The following is a 26,012-nucleotide window of genomic DNA, read 5'->3' on the forward strand; positions in this document are numbered from 1 at the left end:
CACCCGCCACCCCTACGGGGGCCTGTCTCCAACCGCCGCCACTTACCCAGGAGTCACCACAGTGACCGACGTAGACAACGGCGTCCTGCACACCCTGTTCCACTCGGACCAGGGCGGTCATGAGCAAGTCGTGCTCTGTCAGGACCAGGCCAGCGGCCTCAAGGCCGTCATCGCCATCCACAGCACCGCGCTGGGCCCCGCCCTCGGCGGTACCCGCTTCTATCCCTACGCGAGCGAGGCCGACGCCGTCGCCGACGCGCTCAACCTCGCCCGCGGGATGTCGTACAAGAACGCCATGGCCGGCCTGGACCACGGCGGCGGCAAGGCCGTGATCATCGGTGACCCGGAGCGCGACAAGACCGAGGAACTGCTGCTCGCCTACGGCCGGTTCGTGGCCTCGCTGGGCGGGCGGTACGTCACCGCGTGCGATGTCGGCACGTATGTCGCCGACATGGACGTCGTGGCCCGCGAGTGCCGCTGGACGACCGGACGCTCCCCGGAGAACGGCGGCGCGGGCGACTCCTCCGTGCTGACCGCCTTCGGCGTCTTCCAGGGCATGCGGGCCAGCGCGCAGCACCTGTGGGGCGATCCGTCGCTGCGCGGCCGTACGGTCGGCATCGCGGGCGTCGGCAAGGTCGGGCACCACCTGGTGGAGCACCTGCGGGACGATGGCGCCGAGGTCGTCATCACCGACGTGCGCGAGGAGTCCGTGCGGCGGATCCTCGACAAGCACCCGAGCGGTGTGCGGGCCGTCGCGGACACCGAGGCGCTGATCCGGGTCGAGGGGCTCGACGTCTACGCCCCCTGCGCGCTCGGCGGTGCCCTGAACGACGAGACCGTGCCGGTGCTGACCGCCGAGGTGGTGTGCGGCGCGGCCAACAACCAGCTCGCGCACCCGGGTGTGGAGAAGGACCTCGCCGACCGCGGGATCCTCTACGCGCCGGACTACGTGGTGAACGCCGGCGGGGTGATCCAGGTCGCCGACGAGCTGCACGGGTTCGACTTCGAGCGGTGCAAGGCGAAGGCCGCGAAGATCTTCGACACCACGCTGGCCATATTCGCACGTGCGAAGGACGACGGTATTCCGCCGGCCGCGGCGGCCGACCGGATCGCCGAGCAGCGGATGCACGAGGCCGCCGCGCGGAACAGGTGAGCGGTACCCGCCGACGAGGACTTGGAGAGAACTCTCACGTTCGTCGGCGGGTCGCCTGCCAAGAAGTGGTTAAAATCGCGGTTGACCAGCGAGGACAGGGCGCCTCGCGGGTCCTGTGGCCCGGCACGTGCTGCGGGCGACGTACCGTATGGGCGCGGGCTCAGGTACCGTGGAACCCCTACGGACCGGTCTCTCCACGGAGAGTCCGTTCCAGATCATGAACGCGTGTCAAGACTCTGGGGCCACCGAGCCCCGTATCCGAGGGGGTCGAGCCATGGGGCGCGGCCGGGCAAAGGCCAAGCAGACGAAGGTCGCCCGCCAGCTGAAGTACAGCAGCGGCGGGACTGACCTCTCGCGTCTGGCCAATGAGCTGGGCGCTTCGACTTCGAGCCAGCCGCCGAATGGCGAGCCGTTCGAGGACGACGACGAGGAAGAAGACGACCCGTACGCTCAGTACGCGGATCTCTATAACGACGACGACGAGGACGAGGACGACGAGTCCGGTCCCCAGTCTCAACGTCGCGGAGCTTGACGCAACAGCGTCCCTCGCAGTTTCCGCATATCCGGAACAACTGCACCTCACCCGGTCCGGGGCAACACCGCCGGACCGGGTTTTGTGCTGCCGTTCCTCAGGCAGCCGCTTGGATCAGGCTGAGGCGCTTTAAATCGAATACGTGCCGACCAGCTCCGCGCCCGTCGCGTGGTCGCCGCGCTCGGTGATCTCGCCGGCGACCCATGCCTCGACCCCGCGGTCGGCCAGGGTCTCCAGGGCCACCTCCGCCGAGTCCTCGGGCACGATCGCGATCATGCCGACGCCCATGTTCAGGGTCTTCTCCAGCTCCAGGCGTTCGACCCGGCCCGTCTTTCCGACGAGGTCGAAGACCGGCGCCGGGGTCCAGGTGGAGCGGTCCACGATGGCGTGCAGGCCGTCCGGGATCACCCGGGCGAGGTTCGCGGCGAGTCCGCCGCCGGTGACGTGCGAGAAGGCGTGCACGTCGGTCGTACGGGTCAGCGCGAGGCAGTCCAGCGAGTAGATCTTCGTGGGCACGAGGAGCTCCTCGCCGAGCGTGCGGCCGAGTTCGTCGACGCGCGCCTCCAGGTCCAGGCCGGCCTGGTCGAGCAGCACATGCCGGACGAGCGAGTACCCGTTCGAGTGAAGTCCGGAAGCCGCCATGGCGATGACCGCGTCACCCGTGCGGATGCGATCCGCGCCGAGCAGCCGGTCGGCCTCCACGACGCCCGTACCGGCGCCGGCGACGTCGAAGTCGTCCGGGCCCAGCAGACCGGGATGTTCGGCGGTCTCGCCGCCGACCAGGGCGCAGCCGGCCAGCACACAGCCCTCGGCGATGCCCTTGACGATGGCCGCGACACGCTCGGGGTGCACCTTGCCGACGCAGATGTAGTCGGTCATGAAGAGCGGCTCCGCGCCGCACACCACGATGTCGTCCATGACCATGGCGACCAGGTCGTGGCCGATCGTGTCGTAGACGCCGAGGCGACGGGCGATGTCGACCTTCGTGCCGACGCCGTCCGTGGCGGAGGCGAGCAGGGGGCGCTCGAACCGCTTGAGGGCGGAGGCGTCGAAGAGCCCGGCGAAGCCGCCGAGGCCGCCGAGGACCTCGGGGCGCTGGGTCTTCTTCACCCACTCCTTCATGAGTTCTACGGCGCGGTCGCCCGCTTCGATGTCGACGCCTGCGCTGGCGTAGCTGGCACTGGTCTCAGACATTGCCTGGGATCTTTCGCGTTGAGTGGTGCGGCGGGGCTTACGGGCGACGGATCGCGTCGGCCGCGGCCGTGGCGGCCGGACCGGCCGCCAGCTCGGTCTCCAGGAGCTGCTTGCCGAGCAGCTCGGGGTCCGGGAGGTCCATCGGGTACTCGCCGTCGAAGCAGGCGCGGCAGAGGTTCGGCTTGGCGATGGTGGTCGCCTCGATCATGCCGTCGAGGGAGATGTACGACAGGGAGTCGGCGCCGAGCGAGGTGCCGATCTCGTCGATGGTCATGCCGTTGGCGATGAGTTCCGCGCGGGTGGCGAAGTCGATGCCGAAGAAGCAGGGCCACTTCACGGGCGGCGAGGAGATCCGGATGTGGACCTCGGCTGCCCCGGCCTCGCGGAGCATGCGCACCAGCGCCCGCTGGGTGTTGCCGCGCACGATCGAGTCGTCGACGACGACCAGGCGCTTGCCCTTGATGACTTCCTTCAGCGGGTTCAGCTTCAGCCGGATGCCGAGCTGCCGGATGGTCTGCGAAGGCTGGATGAACGTACGGCCGACGTAGGCGTTCTTCACCAGACCGGCGCCGAACGGGATGCCGGAGGCCTCCGCGTAGCCGATGGCGGCCGGGGTGCCGGACTCCGGAGTCGCTATGACCAGATCGGCCTCGACGGGAGCTTCTTTGGCGAGTTTCCGGCCCATCTCCACGCGGGAGAGGTACACGTTCCGCCCGGCGATGTCGGTGTCGGGGCGGGCCAGATAGACGTACTCGAAGACACAGCCCTTGGGCTTCGCTTCCGCGAATCGGGAGGTGCGCAGGCCGTTCTCGTCGATGGCGACGAACTCGCCCGGCTCGATCTCGCGGACGTACGCGGCGCCGCAGATGTCGAGGGCGGCGGACTCGGAGGCGACGACCCAGCCGCGCTCCAGGCGGCCGAGGACCAGCGGGCGGATGCCCTGGGGGTCACGGGCCGCGTAGAGGGTGTGCTCGTCCATGAAGACGAGCGAGAAGGCGCCTTGGACCTGCGGGAGGACCGTATGGGCGGCCTCCTCGATGGTCAGCGGCTTGCCGTCCGGGTCCTCCTGGGCGGCGAGCAGGGCCGTGAGGAGGTCGGTGTCGTTGGTCGCGGCCACGCGCGGGGTGCGGCCGCCCTCCTTCTTCGGGAGGTCGGCGACCATCTCCGCGAGCTGGGCGGTGTTGACCAGGTTGCCGTTGTGACCGAGCGCGATCGAGCCGTGCGCGGTGGCGCGGAACGTCGGCTGGGCGTTCTCCCAGGTGGAGGCACCGGTGGTCGAGTAGCGGGCGTGACCGACCGCGATATGACCCTGGAGCGAACCGAGCGAGGTCTCGTCGAAGACCTGGGAGACCAGACCCATGTCCTTGAAGACGAGGATCTGGGAGCCGTTGCTGACCGCGATTCCCGCGGATTCCTGGCCTCGATGCTGGAGGGCGTAGAGCCCGAAGTAAGTGAGCTTGGCGACCTCTTCACCGGGAGCCCAGACTCCGAAGACGCCGCAAGCGTCCTGGGGTCCTTTCTCGCCGGGGAGCAGATCATGACTGAGTCGACCGTCACCACGTGGCACGGTATCGAGTGTAGGCGAGATCGACCACTGGTCCGAATTCGGGATACACGCCTGCAATGGATCACTCCCCGACGGCACCGCCCTCACCAGCGAAAACGCGGAAAGCGGCGCTACGGCGGCCCCGTCGCCCGCCCTACGAGGTGAGCGGTCGCACATCCTGCCGCGCCCCGACCGGCCCCGAACCGGCCTCAGGACATGATCGGCAGCAGCCCCCCGAGGTCGGCCCGCTCCCCGCTGGCCCTGACCTTCGCCTCCTCGACGGCGTCCTTCCACGCGACCCGTCCGGTCGCGAGCCGGATCCAGGTGAGGGGGTCGGTCTCCACGACGTTGGGCGGGGTGCCGCGGGTGTGCCGGGGTCCCTCGACGCACTGCACGACCGCGTACGGCGGGATCCGCACCTCCGTCGAACCGCCGGGCGCCTTCACGGCCAGCGCGTCGGCCAGCAGCCGGGTGCAGGCGGCGAGGGCCTGGCGGTCGTAGGGGACGGCGAGGCCGGGAACGGCGGCGTTCAGGTCGTCGGTGTGGACGACGAGTTCGACAGTGCGGGTGACGAGATAGTCGGCCAGGGGCATGGCGCCCGCGTTGGTTTCGAGCAGCCGGGTGCCGGGGTGGGCATCGAGGTGGGCGGTGAGGGTCTGCTCGATGTCGGCGAGGTAGGCGCCGAGGTCGGGGTTCCGCTCGGCGAGCGTCCGCGTGAAGTCGGCGATGACCGCGGAGCTGGCCGCCGTGGCGAAGGGCCAGTCGAGGAGCACGGCGTCCTGCGCCGGCGGGGCCGGCCGGTCCAGGGCGCGGTGGACGGCGGTCACCGCCATCCCGATGTGCGCGACCAGCTCTCGCACGGTCCACTCCCCGAGCCGGGTCGGCAGCGCGAGCTGCTCGGGGGTGAGGGCCGCCACCGCCTCTCGTACGTTCCCGAACTGGGCGAGAACCGCGGTGCGGGTCTTGGCCGGGTCGTAGGTGCGGGCGCGCTTCTTGGCCGTGGGCATGGCGGCGAGCCTATTCCGTGGTCGCGGTGGCCACCCGGGGGACGGGGGTGCACCTGAAAAAGTGTGTCACTTACTCGTGCCAGTGACACACTTTTTGAGGACACCCTCCGGGAGGGCGGAGGGATCGGCCGCGAAACCGGCGGCGGCCGGCGGTCGGTCAGGGGCGGCGTGCGTAGTCGCCGAGCCCGTTCTCCACCAACGCGAAGGCGCGTTCGGCTCGTCCGGGGGCTTCGGCGGCGACCGTGGTGACCGGCTCGCCCGCGTCGATACGGCGGTAGTGCTCCTCGATGAGGGCGTTGCGGGCGGCGCTGATCATGGCGGCGGCGACCGTGGCGAGCATCAGGTCGCCGGTCTCCTCGGCGAGGTGGGCGGCCATGTCCCGGGTGCCGCGCTGCGCGGCCAGGAAGGCGCGTTCCTTCAACACCGGCGTGCCCATGACGAGATCGCGCAGTCGGCGGGCGAAAGGTTCGCTGTGCAGGCCGACCGCCGGATCGCGGGTCGCGACCATCTCCAGGAACTGCCGTCGTACGGCCTCCACCGCGGACTCGCCGGCCGCGCGCTCGCGCACCGCGCGCGCCGCGTCGCCGAAGTGCTCCTCCATGGGCCAGAAGACCAGGTCCTCCTTGGTGCCGAAGTAGTTGAAGACGGTCATCTTGGAGACGTCGGACGCGTCGGCGATCTCCTGGACGGAGACGTTGTCGAAACCGCGCTCGGAGAAGAGGCCGATCGCGGTTCGGATGATCCGCCTGGCCGTCTCCAGCTTCTTGCGCTCACGCAGTCCCATCGCTTCGGTCACGGATTTACTGTACCAAGGCGAAATTTAATCCCGGATGAAATATTGACTCGGTACACGAACAACCTCCATGGTGGTTTCCGTGACCGAGACCCAGCGAAAAATCGGCTTCGCCGTCTGCCTCGTCACGATCGTGCTGGCCCTGCTCGACCTGCAGATCGTGTCCGCGGCAACCGTCCCGATCGTCCGGGACCTCGACCCCGCCCACGGCATCGACAAGATTCCGTGGCTGGTCAGCGCCTACGCGCTCGCGTCGGCTGCGATGCTCCCGCTCTACGGCAAGCTCTGCGACGTACACGGCCCCAAGCGGGTCTTCACCGCGGCGATCGCCACCTTCCTGCTCGGCTCGGCGCTGTGCGGAGCCGCGCGGTCGATGGACCAGCTCATCGCGGCCCGCGCCCTCCAGGGCCTGGGCGGAGGCGGACTGATGAGCATCACGATGGTGGTGATCGCCCACCTGAAAGGACCAGGCGGGGAGGACTCCGGCAGGGGCGCGAACGCCGGTGGACTGGTGGCCGGCGGCGCGATGGTGATCGGCCCATGGATCGGCGGCCTGCTCGCCGACCACGCGAACTGGCGGTGGATCTTCTACGTCAACCTGCCGGTGGGCATGGTGGTCCTGGTCACGGCCGTCTTCGCGCTGAAGCTCCCCGAGCATCATGTCCGGCGCCCGCTGGACTACTTGGGCGCGGGGCTGGCGGCCGGGTTCTCCAGCGCGCTGCTCCTGACGACGGACTGGGGCGGCAAGAAGTACGGGTGGGCTTCGCCGGAGATCGTGGGCTTGGGCTTCGCTACGGCTGTGACGCTCGCCCTGTTCGTCTGGCGCCAACTCCGGGCGCCCGAACCGGTGTTGCCGCTCTCCCTGTTCAAGGTCCGCGAACTGCGGCTTGGCTTCGCGGTGCAGGCGATTCTCGGCGGCGCGATGATGTGCGCGATCTACTACGTCCTGATCTATCTCCAGGTCGCGCGAGGCATCGCCAGCTCATCGGCGGGCCTGTTCCTGGTGCCGCCGGCGGTGGGACTGGGGGCGGCGGGCCTGCTCACCGGGCCGCTGGGCGCGCGGGGCTGGTCGGCCCGGACCTTCACGCTCAGCGGTACGGCGACGACGGCACTCGCGTTCGCCCTGCTCGCCACGACGACCGGCCCGGACACGTCCCTGTGGCTGATCCGAGCGGAACTGTTCCTGGCGGGGGCGGGGTTCGGCCAGCTCGTCGGCCAACTGATCCCGCTGGTCCAGGACTCCGCGCCACCCCACCAGCTGGGCGTGGCCACGACCTCGATCCGCTTCTTCCAGACCCTGGGCAACGCCCTGGGCACGGCGGCGTTCGGCACAGTGCTGGCCCGTCTCTACGGCGAGCACGGGCCCGGTGGGGACATCACGGGGCTGGCTCATCTGACGGGTTCGGCGCGCGTGGCCGGCGTCCAGGCCTTTGTCGATGCGACGCACGTGGTGTTCTGGGGCGGGGCCGGGTTGATGGGGGTGGCCGCGGTGTTGGCCTGGCGGTTGCCCAAGTCCGGGGAAGCGACAGGTGGTTCGGTCGCGGGCGATGACCTCGCTTATGTACGCACGTAAGTCACGAACGCGGTGAACGCCTCCGGCGAGAGGGTGAGCGCGGGGCCGTGCGGGAGCTTGGAGTCTCGGACGGCGACCAGGGATTGGGTGGGCGTCGGTCGGCTGTCGGCCGTGTCGGTCTCGCGTCGGCGGATTGTCGGTGCGCGCTGGAACCGTTCCGGAGCAGCCGCCGGGCGACCGTCCGGCAGGCCCGCGACACGCAAGACACACACGGAGTCGTCATGACCACGCACGTCACGATCATCGGCGCCGGACTCGGCGGACTGACCCTCGCCCGCGTCCTGCACGTCCACGGCATACCGGCCACGGTCTACGAGGCGGAAGCCTCACCGAGGGCCCGGCTGCAGGGCGGGATGCTCGACATCCACGACTACAACGGCCAACTCGCCCTGGGGGAGGCCGACTTGATGGACGAGTTCCGCGCCATCGTCCTGGCGGGCCGCCAGGCGAGCCGCATCCTCGCCCCGGACGGAACCGTCTTGCACGACCATCCCGACGACGGCACGGGCAGCCGCCCCGAGGTGCAGCGCGGCGAGCTGCGGCAGATCCTGCTCGACTCGCTCCCGGACGGCACCGTGCGGTGGGGACACAAGGTCAGCGGGGTGCGCGCGCTCGGCGAGGGCCGGCACGAGGTGGCCTTCGCGGACGGTGGCACCATCGTCACCGGTCTGCTCGTCGGCGCGGACGGCGCCTGGTCCCGCGTACGGCCGCTGCTGTCCGACGCCACCCCGGAGTATTTCGGCCGGACCTTCGTCGAAACCTATCTTTACGACGCCGAGACCCGGCATCCCGCCGCCGCGAAGGCGGTCGGCGGCGGATCGCTGTTCGTGCTCGACAAGGACGCGAAGGGGAGGTGGATCGGGGCGCACCGGGAGAGCGGCGAGACGCTGCACGCCTATGCGACGCTGGTCAGGCCGCAGGAGTGGTTCGATCGCATCGACTTCACCGATGCCGCCGCGGCCACCGCACGGATCGCCGCGGAGTTCGACGGCTGGGCCCCCGAGCTCACCGCCCTGATCACCGACACCGACACTGCCCCGGTCCTGCGCCCCCTCAACTCACTGCCGATCGGGCACCGTTGGGACCGGGTACCGGGAGCGACTCTCGTCGGTGACGCCGCCCATCTCGCGCCGCCGGACGGTGAGGGCGCCAACCTCGCCATGCAGGACGGCGCCGAACTCGCCCTGGCCATCGCCGCGTACCCCGACGACATCGAGCAGGCGCTCACCGCGTACGAGGAGGCACTGTTCCCCCGTAGCGCCACGGCCGCCGTCGAGGCCGTGGCCATCAACGAGGCCCTGGGTCAGGACCTGCTCGCCTTCTTCGGCCAGAAAGCCTGACAAGCGAAAGCGTTCGTGGAGCGGTCGTCTCCGTGACCGCATCCACGAACGCTTTCCCCATCCGAACTGCTACGCCAGCAGCGCCGGAATCGTCCCCTCGTGCGCCTCGCGCAGCTCCTCCAGGGACAGCGCGAACTCGCCCTGGACGTCGACGGATTCGCCGTCGACGACGCCGATGCGCGTGACCGGCAGGCCCCGCGCGCCGCACATGTCGTTGAAGCGGAGTTCCTCCGAGCGCGGGACGGCGACGACCGCGCGGCCCGCCGACTCCGAGAACAGGAACGTGAACGCGTCCAGACCATCCGGGACGATCAGACGCGCGCCCTTCTCGCCCAACAGGGCCGATTCCACGACCGCCTGGATCAGACCGCCGTCGGACAGGTCGTGCGCCGAGTCGATCATGCCGTCGCGGGACGCGGAGATCAGGATCTCGGCGAGCAGCCGCTCCCGCTCCAGGTCGACCTTCGGGGGCAGTCCGCCGAGGTGGTCGTGGACGACCTGCGACCAGGCCGAACCGCCGAACTCCTCGCGGGTGTCACCGAGGAGGTAGAGCAGCTGCCCCTCCTCCTGGAAGGCGACCGGCGTGCGACGCGCCACGTCGTCGATGACGCCCAACACCGCGACGACCGGGGTCGGGTGGATGGCGGCGTCGCCCGTCTGGTTGTAGAGCGAGACGTTGCCGCCCGTCACCGGGGTGCCCAACTGCTGGCAGGCGTCCGCCAGTCCACGGATCGCCTCCGCGAACTGCCACATCACCGCCGGGTCCTCGGGCGAGCCGAAGTTCAGGCAGTCGGAGACCGCGAGGGGCTTCGCGCCCGTCGTCGCCACGTTGCGGTAGGCCTCGGACAGCGCCAACTGCGCGCCCGCGTACGGGTCCAGCTTCGCGTACCGGCCGTTGCCGTCCGTCGCGATGGCGACCCCGAGGCCGGTCTCCTCGTCGATGCGGATCATGCCCGAGTCCTCGGGCTGCGCCAGCACCGTGTTGCCCTGCACGAAGTGGTCGTACTGCGAGGTGATCCACTTCTTGGAGGCCTGGTTCGGGGACGACACCAGGGCCAGGACCTGGGACTTCAGTTCCTCCGAAGTCCCGGGCCGGGCAAGCTTGTTGGCGTCGTCGGCCTGGAGCGCGTCCTGCCAGGACGGGCGGGCGTAGGGGCGCTCGTAGACCGGGCCGTCGTGTGCGACCGTGCGCGGGTCGACGTCCACGATCTTGCCGCCGTGCCAGAAGATCTCCAGCCGGTCGCCGTCGGTCACCTCGCCGATGACCGTGGCGATGACGTCCCACTTCTCGCAGATCTCCAGGAAGCGGTCGACCTTGGCCGGTTCGACGACCGCGCACATGCGTTCCTGCGACTCGCTCATGAGGATTTCCTCGGGCGAGAGCGTGGAGTCGCGCAGGGGTACGTCGTCCAGGGTGACCGTCATGCCGCCGGAGCCGTTCGACGCCAACTCGCTTGTGGCGCAGGAGAGTCCGGCCGCACCCAGGTCCTGGATGCCGACGACCAGCTTCTCGGCGAAGGCCTCAAGCGTGCACTCGATCAGCAACTTCTCCTGGAAGGGGTCACCTACCTGGACCGCCGGACGCTTCGACGGCTTCGCGTCGTCGAACGTCTCACTCGCCAGGATCGACGCGCCGCCGATGCCGTCGCCGCCCGTGCGGGCGCCGTAGAGGATGACCTTGTTGCCCGCGCCGGAGGCCTTCGCGAGGTGGATGTCCTCGTGCCGCATGACGCCGATCGCGCCCGCGTTGACCAGCGGGTTGCCCTGGTAGCAGGCGTCGAAGACGACCTCGCCGCCGATGTTGGGCAGGCCCAGGCAGTTGCCGTAGCCGCCGATGCCCGCGACGACGCCCGGCAGGACGCGCTTGGTGTCGGGGTGGTCGGCCGCGCCGAAGCGCAGGGGGTCGACGACGGCGACCGGGCGGGCGCCCATCGCGATGATGTCGCGCACGATGCCGCCGACGCCCGTGGCCGCGCCCTGGTAGGGCTCGACGTACGAGGGGTGGTTGTGCGACTCCACCTTGAAGGTGACCGCGTAGCCCTGGCCGACGTCGACCACGCCCGCGTTCTCGCCGATGCCCACGAGCAGCGCGTCGGACTGGGGGGCCTTCTCGCCGAACTGGCGGAGGTGGACCTTGGAGGACTTGTACGAGCAGTGCTCGGACCACATGACGGAGTACATGGCCAGCTCGGCACCGGTGGGCCGGCGGCCGAGGATCTCCACGACCTTCTCGTACTCGTCCTTCTTCAGGCCGAGTTCGGCCCAGGGCAGCTCGACGTCGGGGGTCTCGGCCGCGTGCTCGACCGTGTCCAGAGGCGTCCGGCTCATGCGTTGACCAGCTTCTTGAGGATCGAGGTGAAGAAGGGAAGGCCGTCCGTGCGGCCGGACCCGATGAGCGGCTCGACCGCGTGCTCGGGGTGCGGCATGAGGCCCACGACGTTCCCGGCGGCGTTCGTGATGCCGGCGATGTCGCGCAGCGAACCGTTCGGATTGACGTCTACGTAGCGGAAGACGACCCGGCCCTCCGCCTCCAGCTCGTCGAGCGTGTGCTCGTCGGCGACGTACCGGCCGTCCATGTTCTTCAGCGGGATGTGGATCTCCTGGCCGGCGGTGTAGTCGCCGGTCCAGGCGGTGTCCGCGTTCTCCACCCGCAGTTTCTGGTCACGGCAGATGAAGTGCAGGTGGTTGTTGCCGAGCATCGCGCCGGGGAGGAGGTGCGCCTCGGTGAGGATCTGGAAGCCGTTGCAGATACCGAGGACGGGTAGTCCCGACTTCGCCTGCTCGATGACCGTCTCCATCACCGGCGAGAAGCGGGAGATGGCACCCGCGCGCAGATAGTCGCCGTAGGAAAAACCGCCCGGGAGGACGACCGCGTCGACCTGGTGGAGGTTCTTGTCCTTGTGCCAGAGGGCGACCGGTTCGGCGCCGGCGAGGCGGATCGCGCGCTGGGTGTCCCGGTCGTCGAGGCTGCCCGGGAAAGTGACGACGCCAATACGAGCGGTCACTTCGCGGCCTCCGCGACTTCCTCCACCTTGACGGTGAAGTCCTCGATCACGGTGTTGGCGAGGAAGGATTCCGCAAGATCGTGGATGCGGGCGAGCGCGGCCTCGTCGACCGGTCCGTCAACTTCCAGTTCGAATCGCTTTCCCTGACGTACGTCGGAGATGCCTTCGAAACCCAGGCGTGGCAGCGCACGCTGGACCGCCTGGCCCTGGGGGTCGAGGATCTCCGGCTTGAGCATGACGTCGACTACGACGCGTGCCACTGGCACTCCCGGTGTTGTGGTGCTGAGCAGGTTCCTGCGGGTCTTCGACAGGTGTCTTCAGACTACCCGCCCAAAATTTCTACGCGGGTAGAGTTGTAGGAATCTACGTGAGGACCGTCACGATCCGGCATCGAGTGGGGGTCTTCACGAAAAGTTCAGGGAAAGATCCCGGATCGATCCCGGTTCACTATTGCGCGGAGACACGCGGGAAGATTTAGTCGGGCTTCACATTGCATTGCCGGGCACTGTACAAATGAATTGGCAATAGCCGATACTTTGCCCATTAACAGGCGGACAGTCGACATCTCCGCACCTCCGTGGCGTCTCCGTGCGCCCTCGCGGATAGTGCGGTTTCAGGTGTCGCACGAAGGGACCGATATTCGTGGCGCAGAAGGTCGTGGTCACTCTCTTTGACGACATCGACGGCTCGGAAGCGGCGGAGACGATCGCCTTCGGACTCGACGGCAAGTCGTACGAGATCGACCTGAATCAAGCCAATGCCAAGAAACTGCGTAAGGCGCTCGCGCCGTACGTGGACGCAGGTCGCAAGCGGTCGAGGTCGGGCAAGGCCTACCGCCAGACCGAGGTCGCCCCCGACCCGGCGGCCGTCCGCGCCTGGGCACAGGCGAACAAGATGGACGTACCGGCCCGCGGACGCATCCCCAAGAAGGTCTACGAGGCGTTCGCCGCCGCGCAGTAGGCGGCCCGCGCGGTTCCCCCGACGACCGGTCACCGGGCCCTCGGGGGAACCGACTTGCGCTCCACCCCTCCTGGTCAGCTAGAGTTCGGAGCACGCCGAGGGGCGAGGCCGAAAGGCCCAGCTCACGGGGTACATGCGGGTGTAGTTCAGTAGCAGAACATCCCCCTTCCAGGGGGAAGGCGCAGTGTGCAATTCCTGTCACCCGCTCTGCATCACCGTCCGGACCACTCTGGTGGATCGGGTAGGCTGGTGCTCGCGCCGATCGGCGGCTGAGTCTTCCAGAGGCTTGGCGGTCGGAGGCAATGCGGACGTAGCTCAGTTGGTAGAGCGCAACCTTGCCAAGGTTGAGGTCGCCAGTTCGAACCTGGTCGTCCGCTCGGGAACAAGACCCCGGTCCACTGGACCGGGGTCTTTTCGTGTGCCTCGACGCCCGTCTGACATTTGTCATGCCGACTGATGACACCGCGCACTGCTGCCGCGCCCCCGCCGCCGGGACGCTGGAGCCATGGACACCAACGAACACGAACACGTGATTGAGGTCACCGACCTACGCCGTGTGTACGGGGGCGGGTTCGAGGCTGTGCGGGGGATCACATTCTCCGTGTCGCGCGGTGAAGTCTTCGCGCTCCTCGGCACCAACGGCGCCGGCAAGACCTCGACCGTCGAAGTGCTGGAGGGACTCGCGGCACCGTCCGGCGGCCGGGTGCGCGTCCTCGGCCACGATCCCCACACCGAGCGGGCCGCCGTACGGCCGCGCACCGGCGTGATGCTGCAGGAGGGCGGCTTCCCGTCCGAGCTGACCGTCGCCGAGACCGCGCGGATGTGGGCCGGCTGCACGAGCGGAGCCCGGCCGGTGCCGGAGGCGCTCGCGCTGGTCGGGCTGGAGCAGCGGGCCGCCGTACGGGTGAAGCAGTTGTCCGGGGGTGAACGGCGGCGGCTCGATCTCGCGCTCGCGCTGCTCGGGGAGCCCGAGGTGCTGTTCCTCGACGAGCCGACGACCGGGCTCGATGCCGAAGGGCGCCGGGACACCTGGGATTTGGTGCGGGCGCTGCGCGACGGCGGTACGACCGTGCTGCTGACCACGCACTACCTGGAGGAGGCCGAGGGCCTCGCCGACCGGCTGGCGATCATGAGCGAGGGCCGGATCGCGGTCACGGGGACGCCGGCCGAGGTCACGGCGGGGCGGCCGTCGCGGATCTCCTTCGAGCTGCCCGCGGGCTACTTCGTGGGGGACCTGCCGCCGCTCGGCGAACTGGGGGTCGTCGGGCACGAGGTGGCCGGGAATGTCGTACGGCTGCGGACGCATGAGCTGCAGCGGGCGGCGACCGGGCTGCTGGTGTGGGCCGAGCGGGCGCGGATCGAGCTGCGGCGGCTGGAGATGCGGTCGGCCTCGCTGGAGGAGGCGTTCCTGGGGATCGCGCGGGAACAGGAGGTGACCGTATGAACGCCGTGGCGACTACTCCGGCGGGGCGGATGCGGGCGCTGGGGCGAGCCGAGTTGAGCCTGCTGGGGCGGAACCGGAACGCGGTGGTCACGGCGCTGTTCGTGCCGCTGGCGCTGCCGTTCAGTGTGCGGCCCGCGGTCGACCAGATGGATCTGAAGGGGGAGGGACTGTCGGTCGGCTCGGTGATGCTGACCGCCGCGATCGGCTTCTCGCTGCTCTTCGCCGTGTACTCGTCCCTCGTCGGCGCCTTCGTCGCGCGCCGGGAGGAACTCGTCCTCAAGCGGCTGCGCACCGGGGAACCCGGCGACTCCGAGATCCTCGCCGGCACCGCGCTCCCGGCCGTGTGCCTCGGGTTCGTGCAGTCCGTGCTGCTGGCCGTGGCCTGTGCGCTGCTGCTCGACGCCGGGGCCCCCGCAGCGCCCCAACTCGTCGTCCTGGGGCTGCTGTTCGGCCTCGTCCTGAGCGCCGCGCTGGCGGCACTCACGGCGAGCGTGACCAGGACGGCGGAGAGCGCGCAGGTGACCGCTCTGCCGGTGGTGCTGGTGTCCATGATGGGATCCGGGATCATCGTCCCGCTCCAGCTCCTGTCCGACCGGGTCGCGGACGTCTGCCAGTTCCTCCCCCTCTCCCCCGCGATCCGGCTGATCAGCGGCGGCTGGAACGGCGACCTGTCCGGCTACGACGCACTGGGCGCCGTCCTGACCGCGCTGGCCTGGACCGTCCTCGCGGTGTTTGCTGTACGGCGGTGGTTCCGCTGGGAACCGCGGCGCTGACGTACGGAGAGCACCGGATCATGCGGACATCTGGCAGTACGCGCGGCTCCGGCGGCTGGTGGGGGCGGAAGAACACGCCCGGGAAGGTCGAGACGTACACCCGGCTGTCCTTCCACTTCTTCGCCCTGATCGAGGTCACCGCGGTCGGGCTGCCGCTGTTCGCGCAGGTCGGGGTGGGTGTCGCGGGCCGGCTGGCGGTGCTCGTGACCGTGCACGCGCTGCTCTGTTCCGCCACCGCCTCCCGGGCACTCGACTGGACGCGCGGCCGGCGGGCACAGCCCGTACGGCTGCTGTGGTTGCTGGGGGCGGTGACCGCGCTGATCGCCGTCGTCGCGGTCGTCCTGGGGGAGCGGGGTCCCGACGACAACGAAGTGCAGGCCGCCGCGACCACGCTCCTGGTGGGCGTGCTGAGTTTCGGCACCGGCACCCTGACGCTCGGGGTCCGCGGCCGGCGACAGGTCCTCGCGGTGGTGGCGGGCGTGGTCGGCGGAACGCTGGTCCTGCAGCTCGCGCTGGGTGTGGCCGCCCCGGCCGCGCTCGTCACCGCGTTCATCGTCCTGTTCACAGGCGGTGGTCTCGCCTTCACCGCCGTCTTCTCCGTGTGGCTCCTCGACGCCGTCTACGAACTCGACGAGGCCCGCGAGACCCGGGCCCGGCTCGCCGTCGCCGAGGAACGGCTGCGGTTCGGGCGCGACCTGCACGACGTGATGGGCCGCAACCTGTCGGTGATCGCGCTGAAGAGCGAACTGGCCGTGCAGCTGGCGCGGCGCGGGCGGGCCGAGGCCGTGGAGCAGATGGTCGAGGTGCAGCGGATCGCGCGGGAGTCGCAACGGGAGGTGCGGGATGTCGTACGGGGTTATCGCGAGGCCGCACTCGACGTCGAACTCGCCGGTGCGCAGGGCGTGTTGACCGCGGCGGGCATCGAGTGCGAGGTGACCGGGGAGGCGGCGGGGCTGCCGGCCGAGGTGCAGTCGGCGCTCGGCTGGGTGGTCCGCGAGGCGACGACCAACGTGCTGCGGCACGGCAACGCGGGGCGCTGCGCGGTCGCGGTCCGGGTGGCGGAGGGGAGTGTGGTGCTCACGGTGGAGAACGACGGGGCGAAGGCGGTCGACGGGAGTACCGGTACCGGCGGTGGGGCGGGGCTCGTGGGGCTGCGGGAGAGGCTGACCGCGGTGGGCGGCGAACTGGAGGCGGGGGCCATGGACGGCGAACGTTTCCGGGTGATGGCGACCGTGCCGCTGCCCGCGGTGGCGGGAGGTGTCGCGTCGTGACCGGAATCACCGGACGCCCGGCGCCCACCGCGAGCCGGCTCACCGCCCGCCCGCTGCCCACCACCACCCCGGTCACCGGAGTCGCGTCATGACCGCCGGTGTCGTACGGCTGCTGCTCGCCGATGACGAGCATCTGATCCGGGGGGCGCTGGCCGCGCTGCTCGGGCTGGAGGACGATCTGCTGGTGGTCGCGGAGGCGGCGACCGGGCCCGAGGCGCTGGCCATGGCGCGGGCGCACCGGCCCGATGTCGCCGTACTGGATCTGCAGATGCCGGGGGCGGACGGTGTGAAGGTCGCCACATCCCTGCGCGCCGAACTGCCCGGCTGCCAGGTCCTGATCGTCACCGGACACGGCAGGCCCGGTCATCTGAAGCGGGCGCTCGCGGCGGGTGTGCGGGGGTTCGTCCCGAAGACGGTGAGCGCGCAGCGGCTCGCGGAGATCATCCGCACGGTGCATGCCGGACAGCGGTATGTCGACCCGGAGTTGGCCGCCGACGCCATCTCCGCCGGGGACTCGCCGCTGACCGCGCGCGAGGCCGAGGTCCTGGAACTGGCCGCCGACGGGGCGCCGGTCGCGGAGATCGCCGAACGGGCCGCGCTCTCGCAGGGCACCGTGCGGAACTATCTCTCCTCGGCCGCCTCGAAACTCGGTGCCGAGAACCGTCATACGGCAGTGCGTCTCGCACGCGAGCGAGGTTGGGTATAGTTGCTCTCGCGCCACGGCGCAGCGCGGACGTAGCTCAGTTGGTAGAGCGCAACCTTGCCAAGGTTGAGGTCGCCAGTTCGAACCTGGTCGTCCGCTCCAGCGAAAACCCCGGTCCGGGTGGACCGGGGTTTTTTCGTGCGCCGAGTGCGGGGGCTAGCTCCAGCTCTGGCCGGTCAGGCGCTCGTACGCCTCGATGTACTTCGCGCGGGTCGCGTCCACGACCTGCTGCGGCAGCGGCGGCGGAGGCTGCTCGCTCTTGCGGTCCCAGCCCGACTCCGGCCCGGTCAGCCAGTCGCGCACGAACTGCTTGTCGTACGACGGCTGCGCGCGCCCCGGCTCCCACTCCTCGGCCGGCCAGAACCGCGAGGAGTCCGGGGTGAGCACCTCGTCGGCGGCGATCAGCGTCTCGCCCTCGAAGCCGAACTCGAACTTGGTGTCCGCGAGGATGACGCCCCGCTCACGGGCGATGTCCCGGGCCCGCCCGTAGACGGCGAGCGTCGCCTGCCGCAGCTGCGCGGCGGCGTCCGCGCCGACCTGCCGGGCGACCTCCTCGTACGACACGTTCTCGTCGTGCTCTCCTACGGCGGCCTTGGTGGCCGGGGTGAAGATCGGCGCGGGGAGTTCGCTGCCGTCGACCAGGCCCTCGGGGAGGGCGAGGCCGCAGACCGTGCGGGACGCGTTGTACTCCAGCAGGCCGGAGCCGGTGAGGTAGCCGCGGGCCACGCACTCCACCGGGACCATGCGGAGAGACTTGCAGATCAGGGTGCGGCCCGCCCAGTCGGCCGGGGCACCGGGCGGGAGTTCGGTGCCGAGGACGTGGTTGGGGATCAGGTCGGCGAGCTGGTCGAACCACCAGAGGGAGAGCTGGGTGAGGACGCGGCCCTTGTCCGGGATCTCGGTGGGCAGCACCCAGTCGTACGCGGACATGCGGTCGCTGGCGACCATCACGAGCTCGCCCGCCTCGTTCTGGTACAGCTCGCGCACCTTGCCGGTGTGGAGGTGCGTCAGGCCCGGGACCTGGAGCGGCTCGGGCTTTTCTACGAATCCGGACACGGTTCCTCCAGTGGGTCTCTCCAACTGGCTCGATTGTCCCGTATGCGCGGCCGGCCTCCGGTCACGGGGTCAGTCGTGCTTGCAGATGCGGTCCAGGAGGTTGGCGGTGGCGCGCTGGACGCGGGCGTCGACGTGGCCGGGGCGGTCCAGGGCCGGTGACCAGGCGAAGGTGCCGGAGGCGAAGACCAGGGAGCCGGACGGCGCGCGGTAGAGGGAGGTCTCCTGGTGGCGGAGGACGCCCTCACTGTCCGTGTACGGGGAGTGGGCAAGCAGGATGCGCTCCTCGTGCGGGGGGAGCTGGGTGCGCGGGAAATACCGGTCGGCCTCGCCCGCGACCAGCCCCTCGATGCCCTCGCCCTCGGCGGTGCCGGTCGCCTCCCACAGCCAGTGGTCGGCGTTGCGGACGGTCAGCGGGTGCGGCTCGGGGACCCGGCCCGCGTACTGGATACCCACCAACTGCTGCTCGGGGCGGTCGACTTCGCGCCACAGCACCGGCCTTCCCGGGCCCCGGCGCTTGCGGCAGGTGAGCAGCCGGTCGGGGACACCGGACGGGGAGGGCGCCAACTCCACTTGCCAGTACATGGTGTTGGCGGAGAGGAAGACGAGGGACGTGCCGTGCTCGCGGGCCAGCTCGACGGTACGGCGCATGGGGATCGACCAGTACTCGTCGTGGCCCGGGAAGACCAACCCCCGGTAACGGGTGGGGTCGACATGGCCCGCGTGCAGATCGCGGTGGTCGGCGTAGGCGAGGTCGTAGCCGTAGCGCTCGGCCCAGCGGATGAAGTCGTAGGCGTGGCCCACGTGCAGGGGCAGGCCCGCGCCCGCGTACGGGCGGTCGAAGGAGACCGTCGTCGCGGCCTCGGACTCGCCGAGCAGCCGGCCGTCGTCGTCCCAGGCGTGGTAGAGGCTCGCGCCGGTGTGGCCGTCCTCCGGGTAGAGGTTGTACGCCTGCCAGGTGATGTCCGGCAGGAGGAGCAGCAGGTCGGCGGGGTGGTTGTCGCGGACCGTGAAGGGGATGTGGGAGCGGTAGCCGTCGGCGGTGGTGAGGACGGCTACATAGGCGCCGATGCTCCAGTAGCTCGGGATCTGCAGCCGCCAGGACAGCCACCAGTGGTGGCAGGAGACCGTGCGGTCGGCGGTGAGCGGCGGGGGCTGGACGATGCCCGACAGACGGGGGCTGGTGGTGATCTTGGCGGCGCCGTCACCGCCGTAGTGGCCGATGCGGTAGATGTCGACGCCGAACTCCTGGGGCGGGTCGACGGTGACATGGAAGTCGAGGGCCTCGCCGGGTGCGACCGCGCTCGCGTTGGTGAACCCCTTGATCTGGCGGCGCACGTCGTCGGCGGAGCGCGGGCCGCCGCCTCCCGGCGCGCGCGGGGCGGGGAGCCTGGGGGCGGTCCTGCCGGGGGTGCGGTCGGGCGTGTGGGCGGGGGCCGGGTCCACGTACCAGGGGACCACCTGACCGGTGTCGTCGAAGTAGGTCTCGCTGCCGCGGAGCCAGGGGACGGGGCCCTGTCCGAAGGGGTCCGTCACGGCGTGCGCCAGCGCTCCCGACTCCCAGCGGCGGATCTGCTCCGACCCCATGTCGCTCCCCTCCCTGGTGCCCCCGTGGTGGTTCTTCGTCCAACCGTCGTATGCCGCAAGCCTTTGTCAGCTACGGGACGGCGTACGGGATCGACCCCAGCACATCACATTGAGCACTCACTCTGTCACTGGTCGTTGCGAATTGACCAAAAGTGGAGCTCTGGGTTCCGATACGCGTGAGGGGTGGCGGGGCGCGACCTCAGACGAGGCGTACCGGCTTCTCCGGGCGTATGCCCAGGTCGATGAGCCAGGCCCGCAGCGGGGCCGGGTCGCCGTCCTCCACGAGGCTGAGGACCCTCGGGGCGAGGTCGGCCGCTCTCGTGCCGTTGACGAGCAGGGTGGGGCCGTCGAGCCAGTCGAGGCCGGGAGTCGCGCCGGCCGTGTCCATCGCGGCGCAGCACACCATCGCCGTGACGTGATCGGCGAGCAGCTCCCGTCCGCTGCGCGGTGGTTGGAGCGGGAAGAGGGGCAGCGAGTCGTCGTCCCAGAGCGCGGAGTCGGGCCCCTGCCCGGGCGGCGCCGAACCGGTCGCCGGGGTCGCCGCCTCCTCCCGCGCCAACTCCGCGGTGAGCCCGGCGGCGAGGGCCGCGCTGTGCGGCGAGCAGCTTTCGCCGAGTTCGTCGTCGTCGGCCGCCATCGCCTTGTAGTGCTCAGGGGGGTGGGGGGCGGCGTCCGGCTCCGTGGGTGGAGTGGTGACGGTCGGCTCGGTCGCGTACCGCTCACCGTCCCCGTCAGCAGGCGCATGGTCGTCGGGCTCGGCGTACCGTCCCGCCACCGGCGGGTCCGTCAGGTGGTCCACCACCCGGGCCAGGGTCGGGGCGTCGTGGTGCGGGGTGACGGGGTCGGGGGAACGGCGGACGCCGAGGGTGTCCAGGACGCGGTGGAGGCGGGCCGCTTCGGTACGCCAGGTGCGGTCGACCACCTCCTCCGGGTACTCCTGCCAGTCCACCGGCGCCCAGTCGGGACCGGCCTCGGCCGGGCCGCCGTGGAAGAGGCGGGCGGCGAGGAGCGAGGTCGCCTCGTCGATCGTGCCGGGCTCTTCGAGCAGGTCGCAGGCGGGGCGCTCGCCGAGCCGGGAGGCGAAGCCCTCGGCCAGCCGGTCGCGGCGGGACAACTCAGTGAGCGCCGCGACGACGCCCGCGTCCAGCCGGGACGGCCAGCGGCCCATCCGCCACGCGGGCAGCGCGACCCGGGTCAGCAGCCGGTCCCAGCCCGCGTACGCCAGCCCCACCTGCTCCTGGGCGACGATCCGCAGTCCGTAATCCACAGCCTGTGCACGCTCGGCGGCACCGGCGGCCACCCCCCGCTCCATCTCGGCCGCGTGCCCCCGGCAACTGCGCAGCAGCAGCCGGGCCACCCAGCCGACACCGGCGAGCACCGAGCGGAACACGGGACCACGGGGTGCCGAGGCCACGGCCACCGCCGCGTCCAGGCCCCGTACGAAACGGCGGGCGGCGGCTATGTCCGGGTGCGCGGAAGGTCCCGTACCGGCAACGACCGGGGCGAGCACCGCGCGCAGCTCACCGACCCGCATCCACCACAGGAACGGGGAGCCGATGACAAGGACGGGCGAGGCCGCCGTACGACGAGAGCGCGCCGGGGTGAGGCCGCGTACGCCCGTGATCTCGTCGCGGTCCTCCTGCGGGAGCGGGCCGTGGGCCGGGTGGGTGCGGTCCTCCAGCCAGCTGTCGCAGTCCGGGGTGAGGGCTATCGCGGACGGCGCGGGGACGTCGAGGCGGTCGGCCAGGTCGCGCACCATGCGGTACAGGTCGGGGGCCGACTCCTCGGCGATCGCGACCGTGGGACTCACGGCGGGGCGGGAGCGCGCGACGACCAGCGCGATCGCGCCGGCCGCGAGCAGCACGAGGACCGCGGCCACGCCCATGATCCAGCGGGCGAGGTCCCAGCCCCGGCCCACGAGATGGCCGGTGGAACCGCCGGCGAGCAGGATCACCGCGACGGCGGCGGGCAACAGGGCGACGGCCAGCGCGCGGCTGCGGATGCGCAGCACGGCCAAGGCCCGGGAACGCGCCGCCTGCGCGCCCGCCTCCACACCCATACCGGTCACGACCGGACCTCATCCCCTCCGTGCTGTCCCGCTCTGCTGGCGTTGCTCACTCCCCCACTGTGGCACCCGCCACTGACATCGCAATGCCGGTGGGCCAAGTGCCGGAACGCTTGCGCCGCACCATAGTTGGGGCCCCGGCCCCCGTCAGCCGGATGGGGCATCGGTCACTCGATGGAATGGCTCAGGGGAAAGGTGCATGACGGAGGGCAAGGATCAGGCCCCGAATCCTGAGACGGGATCGGGGCCTGTGGGGTTCATCGGCGCGCGGGAGCGCTTGGGGTCACCCGCCCGCCGCCGCCTTCGCCGCGATGTCCGTCCGGTGCTGGGAGCCGTCGAGGCGGACGCGGGCCACGGCCGCGTACGCGCGTTCGCGGGCCTGCGTGAGGTCCGTGCCGGTGGCCGTGACGGACAGGACCCGGCCGCCCGCGCTGACGACGTCGTCGCCGTCGCGCCCGGTCCCGGCGTGCAGCACGTAGGCGTGCGGGGCGTCCTGCGCGGCCACCTCGTCGAGGCCGGTGATCGGGTCGCCGGTGCGCGGGGTGTCGGGGTAGTTGTGCGAGGCGATGACGACGGTGACCGCCGCGTCCTCGCTCCAGCGCAGCGGGGCCAGGTCTTCGAGCGTGCCGTTCGCCGCGGCGAGCAGGACGCCGGCCAGCGGGGTCTTCAGGCGGGCCAGGACCACCTGGGTCTCCGGGTCGCCGAAGCGGGCGTTGAACTCGATGACCCGCACACCGCGCGACGTGATCGCGAGGCCGGCGTAGAGGAGGCCGGAGAAGGGGGTGCCGCGGCGCCGCAGCTCGTCGACGGTCGGCTGGAGGACGGACTGGAGTACTTCCTCCACCAGCTTCGGGTCGGCCCACGGCAGCGGGGAGTACGCGCCCATGCCGCCGGTGTTCGGGCCCTCGTCACCGTCGAGCGCGCGCTTGAAGTCCTGCGCGGGCTGGAGCGGGACGACGGTCACACCGTCGGTGATCGCGAAGAGCGACACCTCGGGCCCGTCGAGGAACTCCTCGATGACGACCCGCTCACAGGCGTTGGCGTGCGCCTTCGCCGCGGCGAGGTCGTCGGTCACCACGACACCCTTGCCGGCGGCCAGTCCGTCGTCCTTCACGACGTACGGCGCACCGAAGGCGTCGAGAGCCTCGTCGACCTCTTCCGGCGTCGTACAGACATACGAGCGGGCGGTCGGAACACTGGCCGCCGCCATCACTTCCTTGGCGAAGGCCTTGGAGCCCTCCAGCTGCGCGGCCTCCCCGGAGGGGCCGAAGACCGGGATGCCCGCCTCGCGCACGGCGTCGGCGACCCCGGCGACGAGGGGTGCCTCCGGACCGACCACGACCAGCTCGGCACCGAGCTCCGTGGCCAGCGCGGCCACGGCGGCGCCGTCGAGGGCGTCGACCGGGTGCAGCTCGGCGACCTCGGCGATGCCGGCGTTGCCGGGGGCGCAGTGCAGTTCGGTGACGTCTGGGTCTAGGGACAGGGAACGGCAGAGGGCGTGTTCGCGGGCACCGGTACCGATGACGAGGACCTTCACGGGGGTCAGCCTAGGACACGGGGAGGGCGTGCCGGTCCGGGGCGGGTCGTGAGGTGGTCGTGAGGGGCGGTAGCGAGTGGTCGTGCGGGGCGGTGTCGGAGTGGCCGTAGGGGGCCCTGCTCAATCGCTCCCTACTCGTTGGTGAACTCCTCCATCACCGTTGCGCCCAGCTCCCGCACGATCAGTTCGTGGCCGGAGAGGGCCGACTCGTCGAGGTCGGGGTCGTCGTCCTCAGGGGTGTCGTCCTCGGCGGAGACGGTGCGGTGGACGGGGGCCGGGGACGGGGCTGCAGGGGGCTGGGGCTGGGCGGGCGCCTGTGCCGAGGGTGAGTTCGTGGTGTTCGTGGGTGCGGGCGCGGAGGCGGGGGTGGGCTGCGGGGATGCCGGGCGGGGGGTGGGCGTACCTGGGCCGGGGGCGCCGTAGCCACCGGATGCGGCACCACCGAAGCCGCCACCACCGCCGTACGAGCCGCCGCCCGGCTGCGGGGGCGGGGTGCCGCCGCCCGACGGGTCGACGACCGCCTCGATCTTCCACTGGACGTTGAACTGCTCGGCCAGCGCCTGCTTCAGTACGTCCTCGCTGCCGCTGCTGTTGAAGTTGTCCCGCGCCCCGGCGTTGACGAAGCCGATCTGGAGGGTCGTGCCGTCGAAGCCGGTGACCTGCGCGTTCTGGCTGAGCAGGATCCAGGTGAAACGGCGGCGGTTCTTCACCACTTCCAGGATGTTCGGCCAGAGCATGCGGGGGTCGAGGCCGCCGGCCGGGGGTTGAGCGGGGGCCGCCGCAGCGTGCGCCTGGGGCGCAGGGGCGGCTACGGCGGCGGGTGCGGGCGGGGGTGCGGGTGCGCTGTGGGCGGACGGGGGCTGGCCGCCGCCCGCCGGGGTTGCCGTGGGCCAGCCGCCCGGGCGGCGCCCGCTGCCTGCGGCGGTGGCGGTGGGCCAGGCGCCGGGGGCGGAGGCGGAGGCAGGGGGTTGTGCCTGGGGTTGCGGCTGTGGGGGCGCCTGGGGCGGCGGGGCGGGCTGGGAGTAGGCGGCGGGGGTGGGGGCGGGGGCCTGCTCCGGCGGCGTCGCGGGGGCGGGGGCCGGGGCGGTGCCGGGTGCCCCTGGACCTCGTACCGCGGCCCGGGCGGCAGCGACACCGCCGCCCGGCGGGACGGGTGCGGCGCCGCCTCCTCCGTACCCCTGGGCCTGAGCCTGGGTGTGCGTCTGCGGCTGCGGCTGCGCCTGGGGGTGGCCGCCGTGGGCGTCGGGTCCGGGGACGTATCCCATGGCGGGCGCTCCGCCGCCCGCGAAGTTGACGCCTCGTTCGAGCCGGTCGAGGCGGGCCATGACCGACTGCTCGTCGCCGTACGCGGCGGGGAGCATCACGCGGGCGCAGATGAGTTCCAGCTGGAGGCGGGGGGAGGTGGCGCCGCGCATCTCGGTCAGGCCGGTGTTGACGAGGTCGGCGGCGCGGCTGAGTTCGGCCGCGCCGAAGGTGCCGGCCTGTGCCTGCATGCGTTCCAGGACGTCGGCCGGGGCGTCGATGAGGCCCTTCTCGAGGGCGTCGGGCACGGCGGCGAGGATCACCAGGTCACGGAGGCGTTCCAGCAGGTCGGCGACGAAACGGCGGGGGTCGTTGCCCCCCTCCATGACGTGGTCGACGACCTCGAAGGCGGCGGCGCCGTCACCCGTGGCGAAGGCCTCGACCACGGAGTCGAGCAGCGAGGCGTCCGTGTAGCCGAGGAGGGAGGTCGCCATGGCGTAGGTCACACCGTCGGTGCTCGCCCCCGCGAGCAACTGGTCCATGACGGACATGGAGTCACGCACGGAACCGGCGCCCGCGCGCACGACGAGCGGCAGCACGCCGTCCTCAACGGGGATGTTCTCCCGCCCGCACACCTCACCGAGGTAGTCGCGAAGCGTGCCCGGCGGCACGAGCCGGAAGGGATAGTGATGGGTCCGCGACCGAATCGTCCCGATGACCTTCTCGGGCTCGGTGGTCGCGAAGATGAACTTGAGGTGCTCCGGGGGCTCCTCGACGACCTTGAGCAGGGCGTTGAAGCCGGCCGACGTGACCATGTGGGCCTCGTCGATGATGTAGATCTTGTACCGGCTGCTCGCGGGCCCGAAGAAGGCCTTCTCGCGCAGCTCACGGGCGTCGTCCACACCACCGTGCGAAGCGGCGTCGATCTCGATCACGTCGATCGATCCGGGCCCGTTGCGCGCGAGGTCGCGGCAGGACAGGCACTCGCCGCAGGGCGTGGGCGTGGGGCCCTTCTCGCAGTTCAGACAGCGGGCCAGGATGCGCGCGCTCGTGGTCTTGCCGCAGCCGCGCGGCCCGCTGAACAGGTACGCGTGATTGACCCGGTTGTTCCGCAGCGCCTGCTGCAACGGGTCGGTTACATGCTCCTGCCCGATGACCTCGGCGAACGACTCCGGGCGATAACGGCGATACAGCGCGAGAGACGACACGCGTACGAGGTTATAGGCGCGCACTG

At 71.0% G+C, this 26,012-nt stretch carries 22 protein-coding genes and 3 tRNA genes; 12 read left to right on the forward strand and 13 right to left on the reverse strand.

Going from position 1 to position 26,012, the window contains the following annotated elements; translation table 11 throughout:
- Window positions 1-61 precede the first annotated feature (61 nt).
- The gene (locus tag OH768_RS25370) at window positions 62-1,153 is read left to right on the forward strand and encodes a Leu/Phe/Val dehydrogenase (RefSeq protein WP_406457232.1); all 1,092 of its coding nucleotides are present in this window, start codon (window positions 62-64) and stop codon (window positions 1,151-1,153) included.
- Between the two features lie 274 nt (window positions 1,154-1,427).
- Window positions 1,428-1,685 (forward strand): DUF3073 domain-containing protein, encoded by a 258-nt coding sequence (locus OH768_RS25375; protein ID WP_019061825.1) that lies wholly within the window; start codon window positions 1,428-1,430, stop codon window positions 1,683-1,685.
- A 129-nt stretch (window positions 1,686-1,814) separates the two neighbouring features.
- Here the strand turns inward: OH768_RS25375 and purM are convergent, their stop codons facing one another.
- From purM to OH768_RS25395, 4 genes are all read right to left on the reverse strand, one after another.
- Window positions 1,815-2,879: a phosphoribosylformylglycinamidine cyclo-ligase gene (gene purM / locus OH768_RS25380; protein WP_406457234.1), complete on the reverse strand. Its 1,065-nt coding sequence runs from the start codon at window positions 2,877-2,879 to the stop codon at window positions 1,815-1,817.
- 37 nt (window positions 2,880-2,916) lie between these two features.
- The gene (purF, locus tag OH768_RS25385) at window positions 2,917-4,446 is read right to left on the reverse strand and encodes an amidophosphoribosyltransferase (protein ID WP_406457236.1); all 1,530 of its coding nucleotides are present in this window, start codon (window positions 4,444-4,446) and stop codon (window positions 2,917-2,919) included.
- Window positions 4,447-4,634: 188 nt separating this feature from the next.
- Entirely contained in the window at window positions 4,635-5,432 is a 798-nt protein-coding gene (locus OH768_RS25390; RefSeq protein ID WP_406457238.1) for a sterol carrier family protein, read from the reverse strand.
- Between the two features lie 157 nt (window positions 5,433-5,589).
- A complete protein-coding gene (locus OH768_RS25395) occupies window positions 5,590-6,228 on the reverse strand; it encodes a TetR/AcrR family transcriptional regulator (RefSeq protein WP_406457240.1) in 639 nt (212 codons plus the stop codon).
- A 67-nt stretch (window positions 6,229-6,295) separates the two neighbouring features.
- Here OH768_RS25395 and OH768_RS25400 point away from each other — a divergent pair, with 67 nt between their 5' ends.
- The gene (locus tag OH768_RS25400) at window positions 6,296-7,798 is read left to right on the forward strand and encodes an MFS transporter (protein ID WP_406457242.1); all 1,503 of its coding nucleotides are present in this window, start codon (window positions 6,296-6,298) and stop codon (window positions 7,796-7,798) included.
- Here OH768_RS25400 and OH768_RS25405 read toward each other — a convergent pair.
- Complete coding sequence (locus OH768_RS25405) at window positions 7,783-8,091, reverse strand: DUF397 domain-containing protein (RefSeq protein ID WP_406457244.1); 309 nt, start codon at window positions 8,089-8,091, stop codon at window positions 7,783-7,785. The genes OH768_RS25400 and OH768_RS25405 overlap by 16 nt on opposite strands.
- Here OH768_RS25405 and OH768_RS25410 point away from each other — a divergent pair.
- Window positions 8,020-9,138: an FAD-dependent oxidoreductase gene (locus OH768_RS25410; protein ID WP_406457246.1), complete on the forward strand. Its 1,119-nt coding sequence runs from the start codon at window positions 8,020-8,022 to the stop codon at window positions 9,136-9,138. The genes OH768_RS25405 and OH768_RS25410 overlap by 72 nt on opposite strands.
- A gap of 69 nt (window positions 9,139-9,207) precedes the next feature.
- Here OH768_RS25410 and purL read toward each other — a convergent pair whose 3' ends face one another.
- The 3 genes from purL to purS are packed head-to-tail and all read right to left on the reverse strand — an operon-like array spanning window position 9,208 to window position 12,403.
- Window positions 9,208-11,466, reverse strand: coding sequence for a phosphoribosylformylglycinamidine synthase subunit PurL (gene purL, locus OH768_RS25415; protein ID WP_406457248.1), 2,259 nt, complete (start codon window positions 11,464-11,466; stop codon window positions 9,208-9,210).
- The gene (purQ, locus tag OH768_RS25420) at window positions 11,463-12,143 is read right to left on the reverse strand and encodes a phosphoribosylformylglycinamidine synthase subunit PurQ (RefSeq protein WP_406457250.1); all 681 of its coding nucleotides are present in this window, start codon (window positions 12,141-12,143) and stop codon (window positions 11,463-11,465) included. The genes purL and purQ overlap by 4 nt, the downstream gene beginning before the upstream one ends.
- The gene (gene purS, locus OH768_RS25425) at window positions 12,140-12,403 is read right to left on the reverse strand and encodes a phosphoribosylformylglycinamidine synthase subunit PurS (RefSeq protein WP_015659417.1); all 264 of its coding nucleotides are present in this window, start codon (window positions 12,401-12,403) and stop codon (window positions 12,140-12,142) included. The genes purQ and purS overlap by 4 nt, the downstream gene beginning before the upstream one ends.
- Window positions 12,404-12,785: 382 nt before the next feature.
- Between purS and OH768_RS25430 the strand changes: the two genes are divergently transcribed.
- The 8 genes from OH768_RS25430 to OH768_RS25465 all read left to right on the forward strand — a co-directional run bounded on the left by OH768_RS25430 (window position 12,786) and on the right by OH768_RS25465 (window position 17,396).
- Window positions 12,786-13,103 (forward strand): Lsr2 family protein, encoded by a 318-nt coding sequence (locus tag OH768_RS25430; RefSeq protein WP_019073805.1) that lies wholly within the window; start codon window positions 12,786-12,788, stop codon window positions 13,101-13,103.
- 135 nt (window positions 13,104-13,238) lie between these two features.
- Window positions 13,239-13,310 (forward strand) — tRNA-Gly (locus tag OH768_RS25435).
- Window positions 13,311-13,407: 97 nt separating this feature from the next.
- Window positions 13,408-13,480: transfer RNA gene (locus OH768_RS25440), tRNA-Gly, on the forward strand.
- A gap of 128 nt (window positions 13,481-13,608) precedes the next feature.
- The gene (locus OH768_RS25445; protein WP_406457252.1) at window positions 13,609-14,547 is read left to right on the forward strand and encodes an ABC transporter ATP-binding protein; all 939 of its coding nucleotides are present in this window, start codon (window positions 13,609-13,611) and stop codon (window positions 14,545-14,547) included.
- Window positions 14,544-15,320, forward strand: a complete 777-nt coding sequence (locus tag OH768_RS25450) for an ABC transporter permease (protein WP_406457254.1) — start codon at window positions 14,544-14,546, stop codon at window positions 15,318-15,320. The genes OH768_RS25445 and OH768_RS25450 overlap by 4 nt, the downstream gene beginning before the upstream one ends.
- Before the next feature lie 20 nt (window positions 15,321-15,340).
- Window positions 15,341-16,591: a sensor histidine kinase gene (locus OH768_RS25455; protein ID WP_406457256.1), complete on the forward strand. Its 1,251-nt coding sequence runs from the start codon at window positions 15,341-15,343 to the stop codon at window positions 16,589-16,591.
- Between the two features lie 88 nt (window positions 16,592-16,679).
- Window positions 16,680-17,297: a response regulator gene (locus tag OH768_RS25460; RefSeq protein ID WP_406457258.1), complete on the forward strand. Its 618-nt coding sequence runs from the start codon at window positions 16,680-16,682 to the stop codon at window positions 17,295-17,297.
- Between the two features lie 23 nt (window positions 17,298-17,320).
- Window positions 17,321-17,396, forward strand: a tRNA-Gly gene (locus OH768_RS25465).
- A 54-nt stretch (window positions 17,397-17,450) separates the two neighbouring features.
- Here the strand turns inward: OH768_RS25465 and OH768_RS25470 are convergent.
- From OH768_RS25470 to OH768_RS25490, 5 genes are all read right to left on the reverse strand, one after another.
- A complete protein-coding gene (locus tag OH768_RS25470) occupies window positions 17,451-18,350 on the reverse strand; it encodes a phosphoribosylaminoimidazolesuccinocarboxamide synthase (protein WP_406457260.1) in 900 nt (299 codons plus the stop codon).
- 69 nt (window positions 18,351-18,419) lie between these two features.
- On the reverse strand, window positions 18,420-19,934 hold the full coding sequence (locus OH768_RS25475; protein WP_406457262.1) for a N,N-dimethylformamidase beta subunit family domain-containing protein: 1,515 nt from the start codon (window positions 19,932-19,934) through the stop codon (window positions 18,420-18,422).
- Window positions 19,935-20,133: 199 nt separating this feature from the next.
- Window positions 20,134-21,993, reverse strand: coding sequence for a hypothetical protein (locus OH768_RS25480; RefSeq protein ID WP_406465436.1), 1,860 nt, complete (start codon window positions 21,991-21,993; stop codon window positions 20,134-20,136).
- Between the two features lie 289 nt (window positions 21,994-22,282).
- Complete coding sequence (gene purD / locus OH768_RS25485; protein WP_406457264.1) at window positions 22,283-23,536, reverse strand: phosphoribosylamine--glycine ligase; 1,254 nt, start codon at window positions 23,534-23,536, stop codon at window positions 22,283-22,285.
- A 131-nt stretch (window positions 23,537-23,667) separates the two neighbouring features.
- Window positions 23,668-25,986 (reverse strand): DNA polymerase III subunit gamma and tau, encoded by a 2,319-nt coding sequence (locus tag OH768_RS25490; protein WP_406457266.1) that lies wholly within the window; start codon window positions 25,984-25,986, stop codon window positions 23,668-23,670.
- Window positions 25,987-26,012: the final 26 nt, after the last annotated feature.

The organism is Streptomyces sp. NBC_01622 (genome assembly GCF_045209635.1).
Classification (GTDB): Bacteria; Actinomycetota; Actinomycetes; order Streptomycetales; family Streptomycetaceae; genus Streptomyces.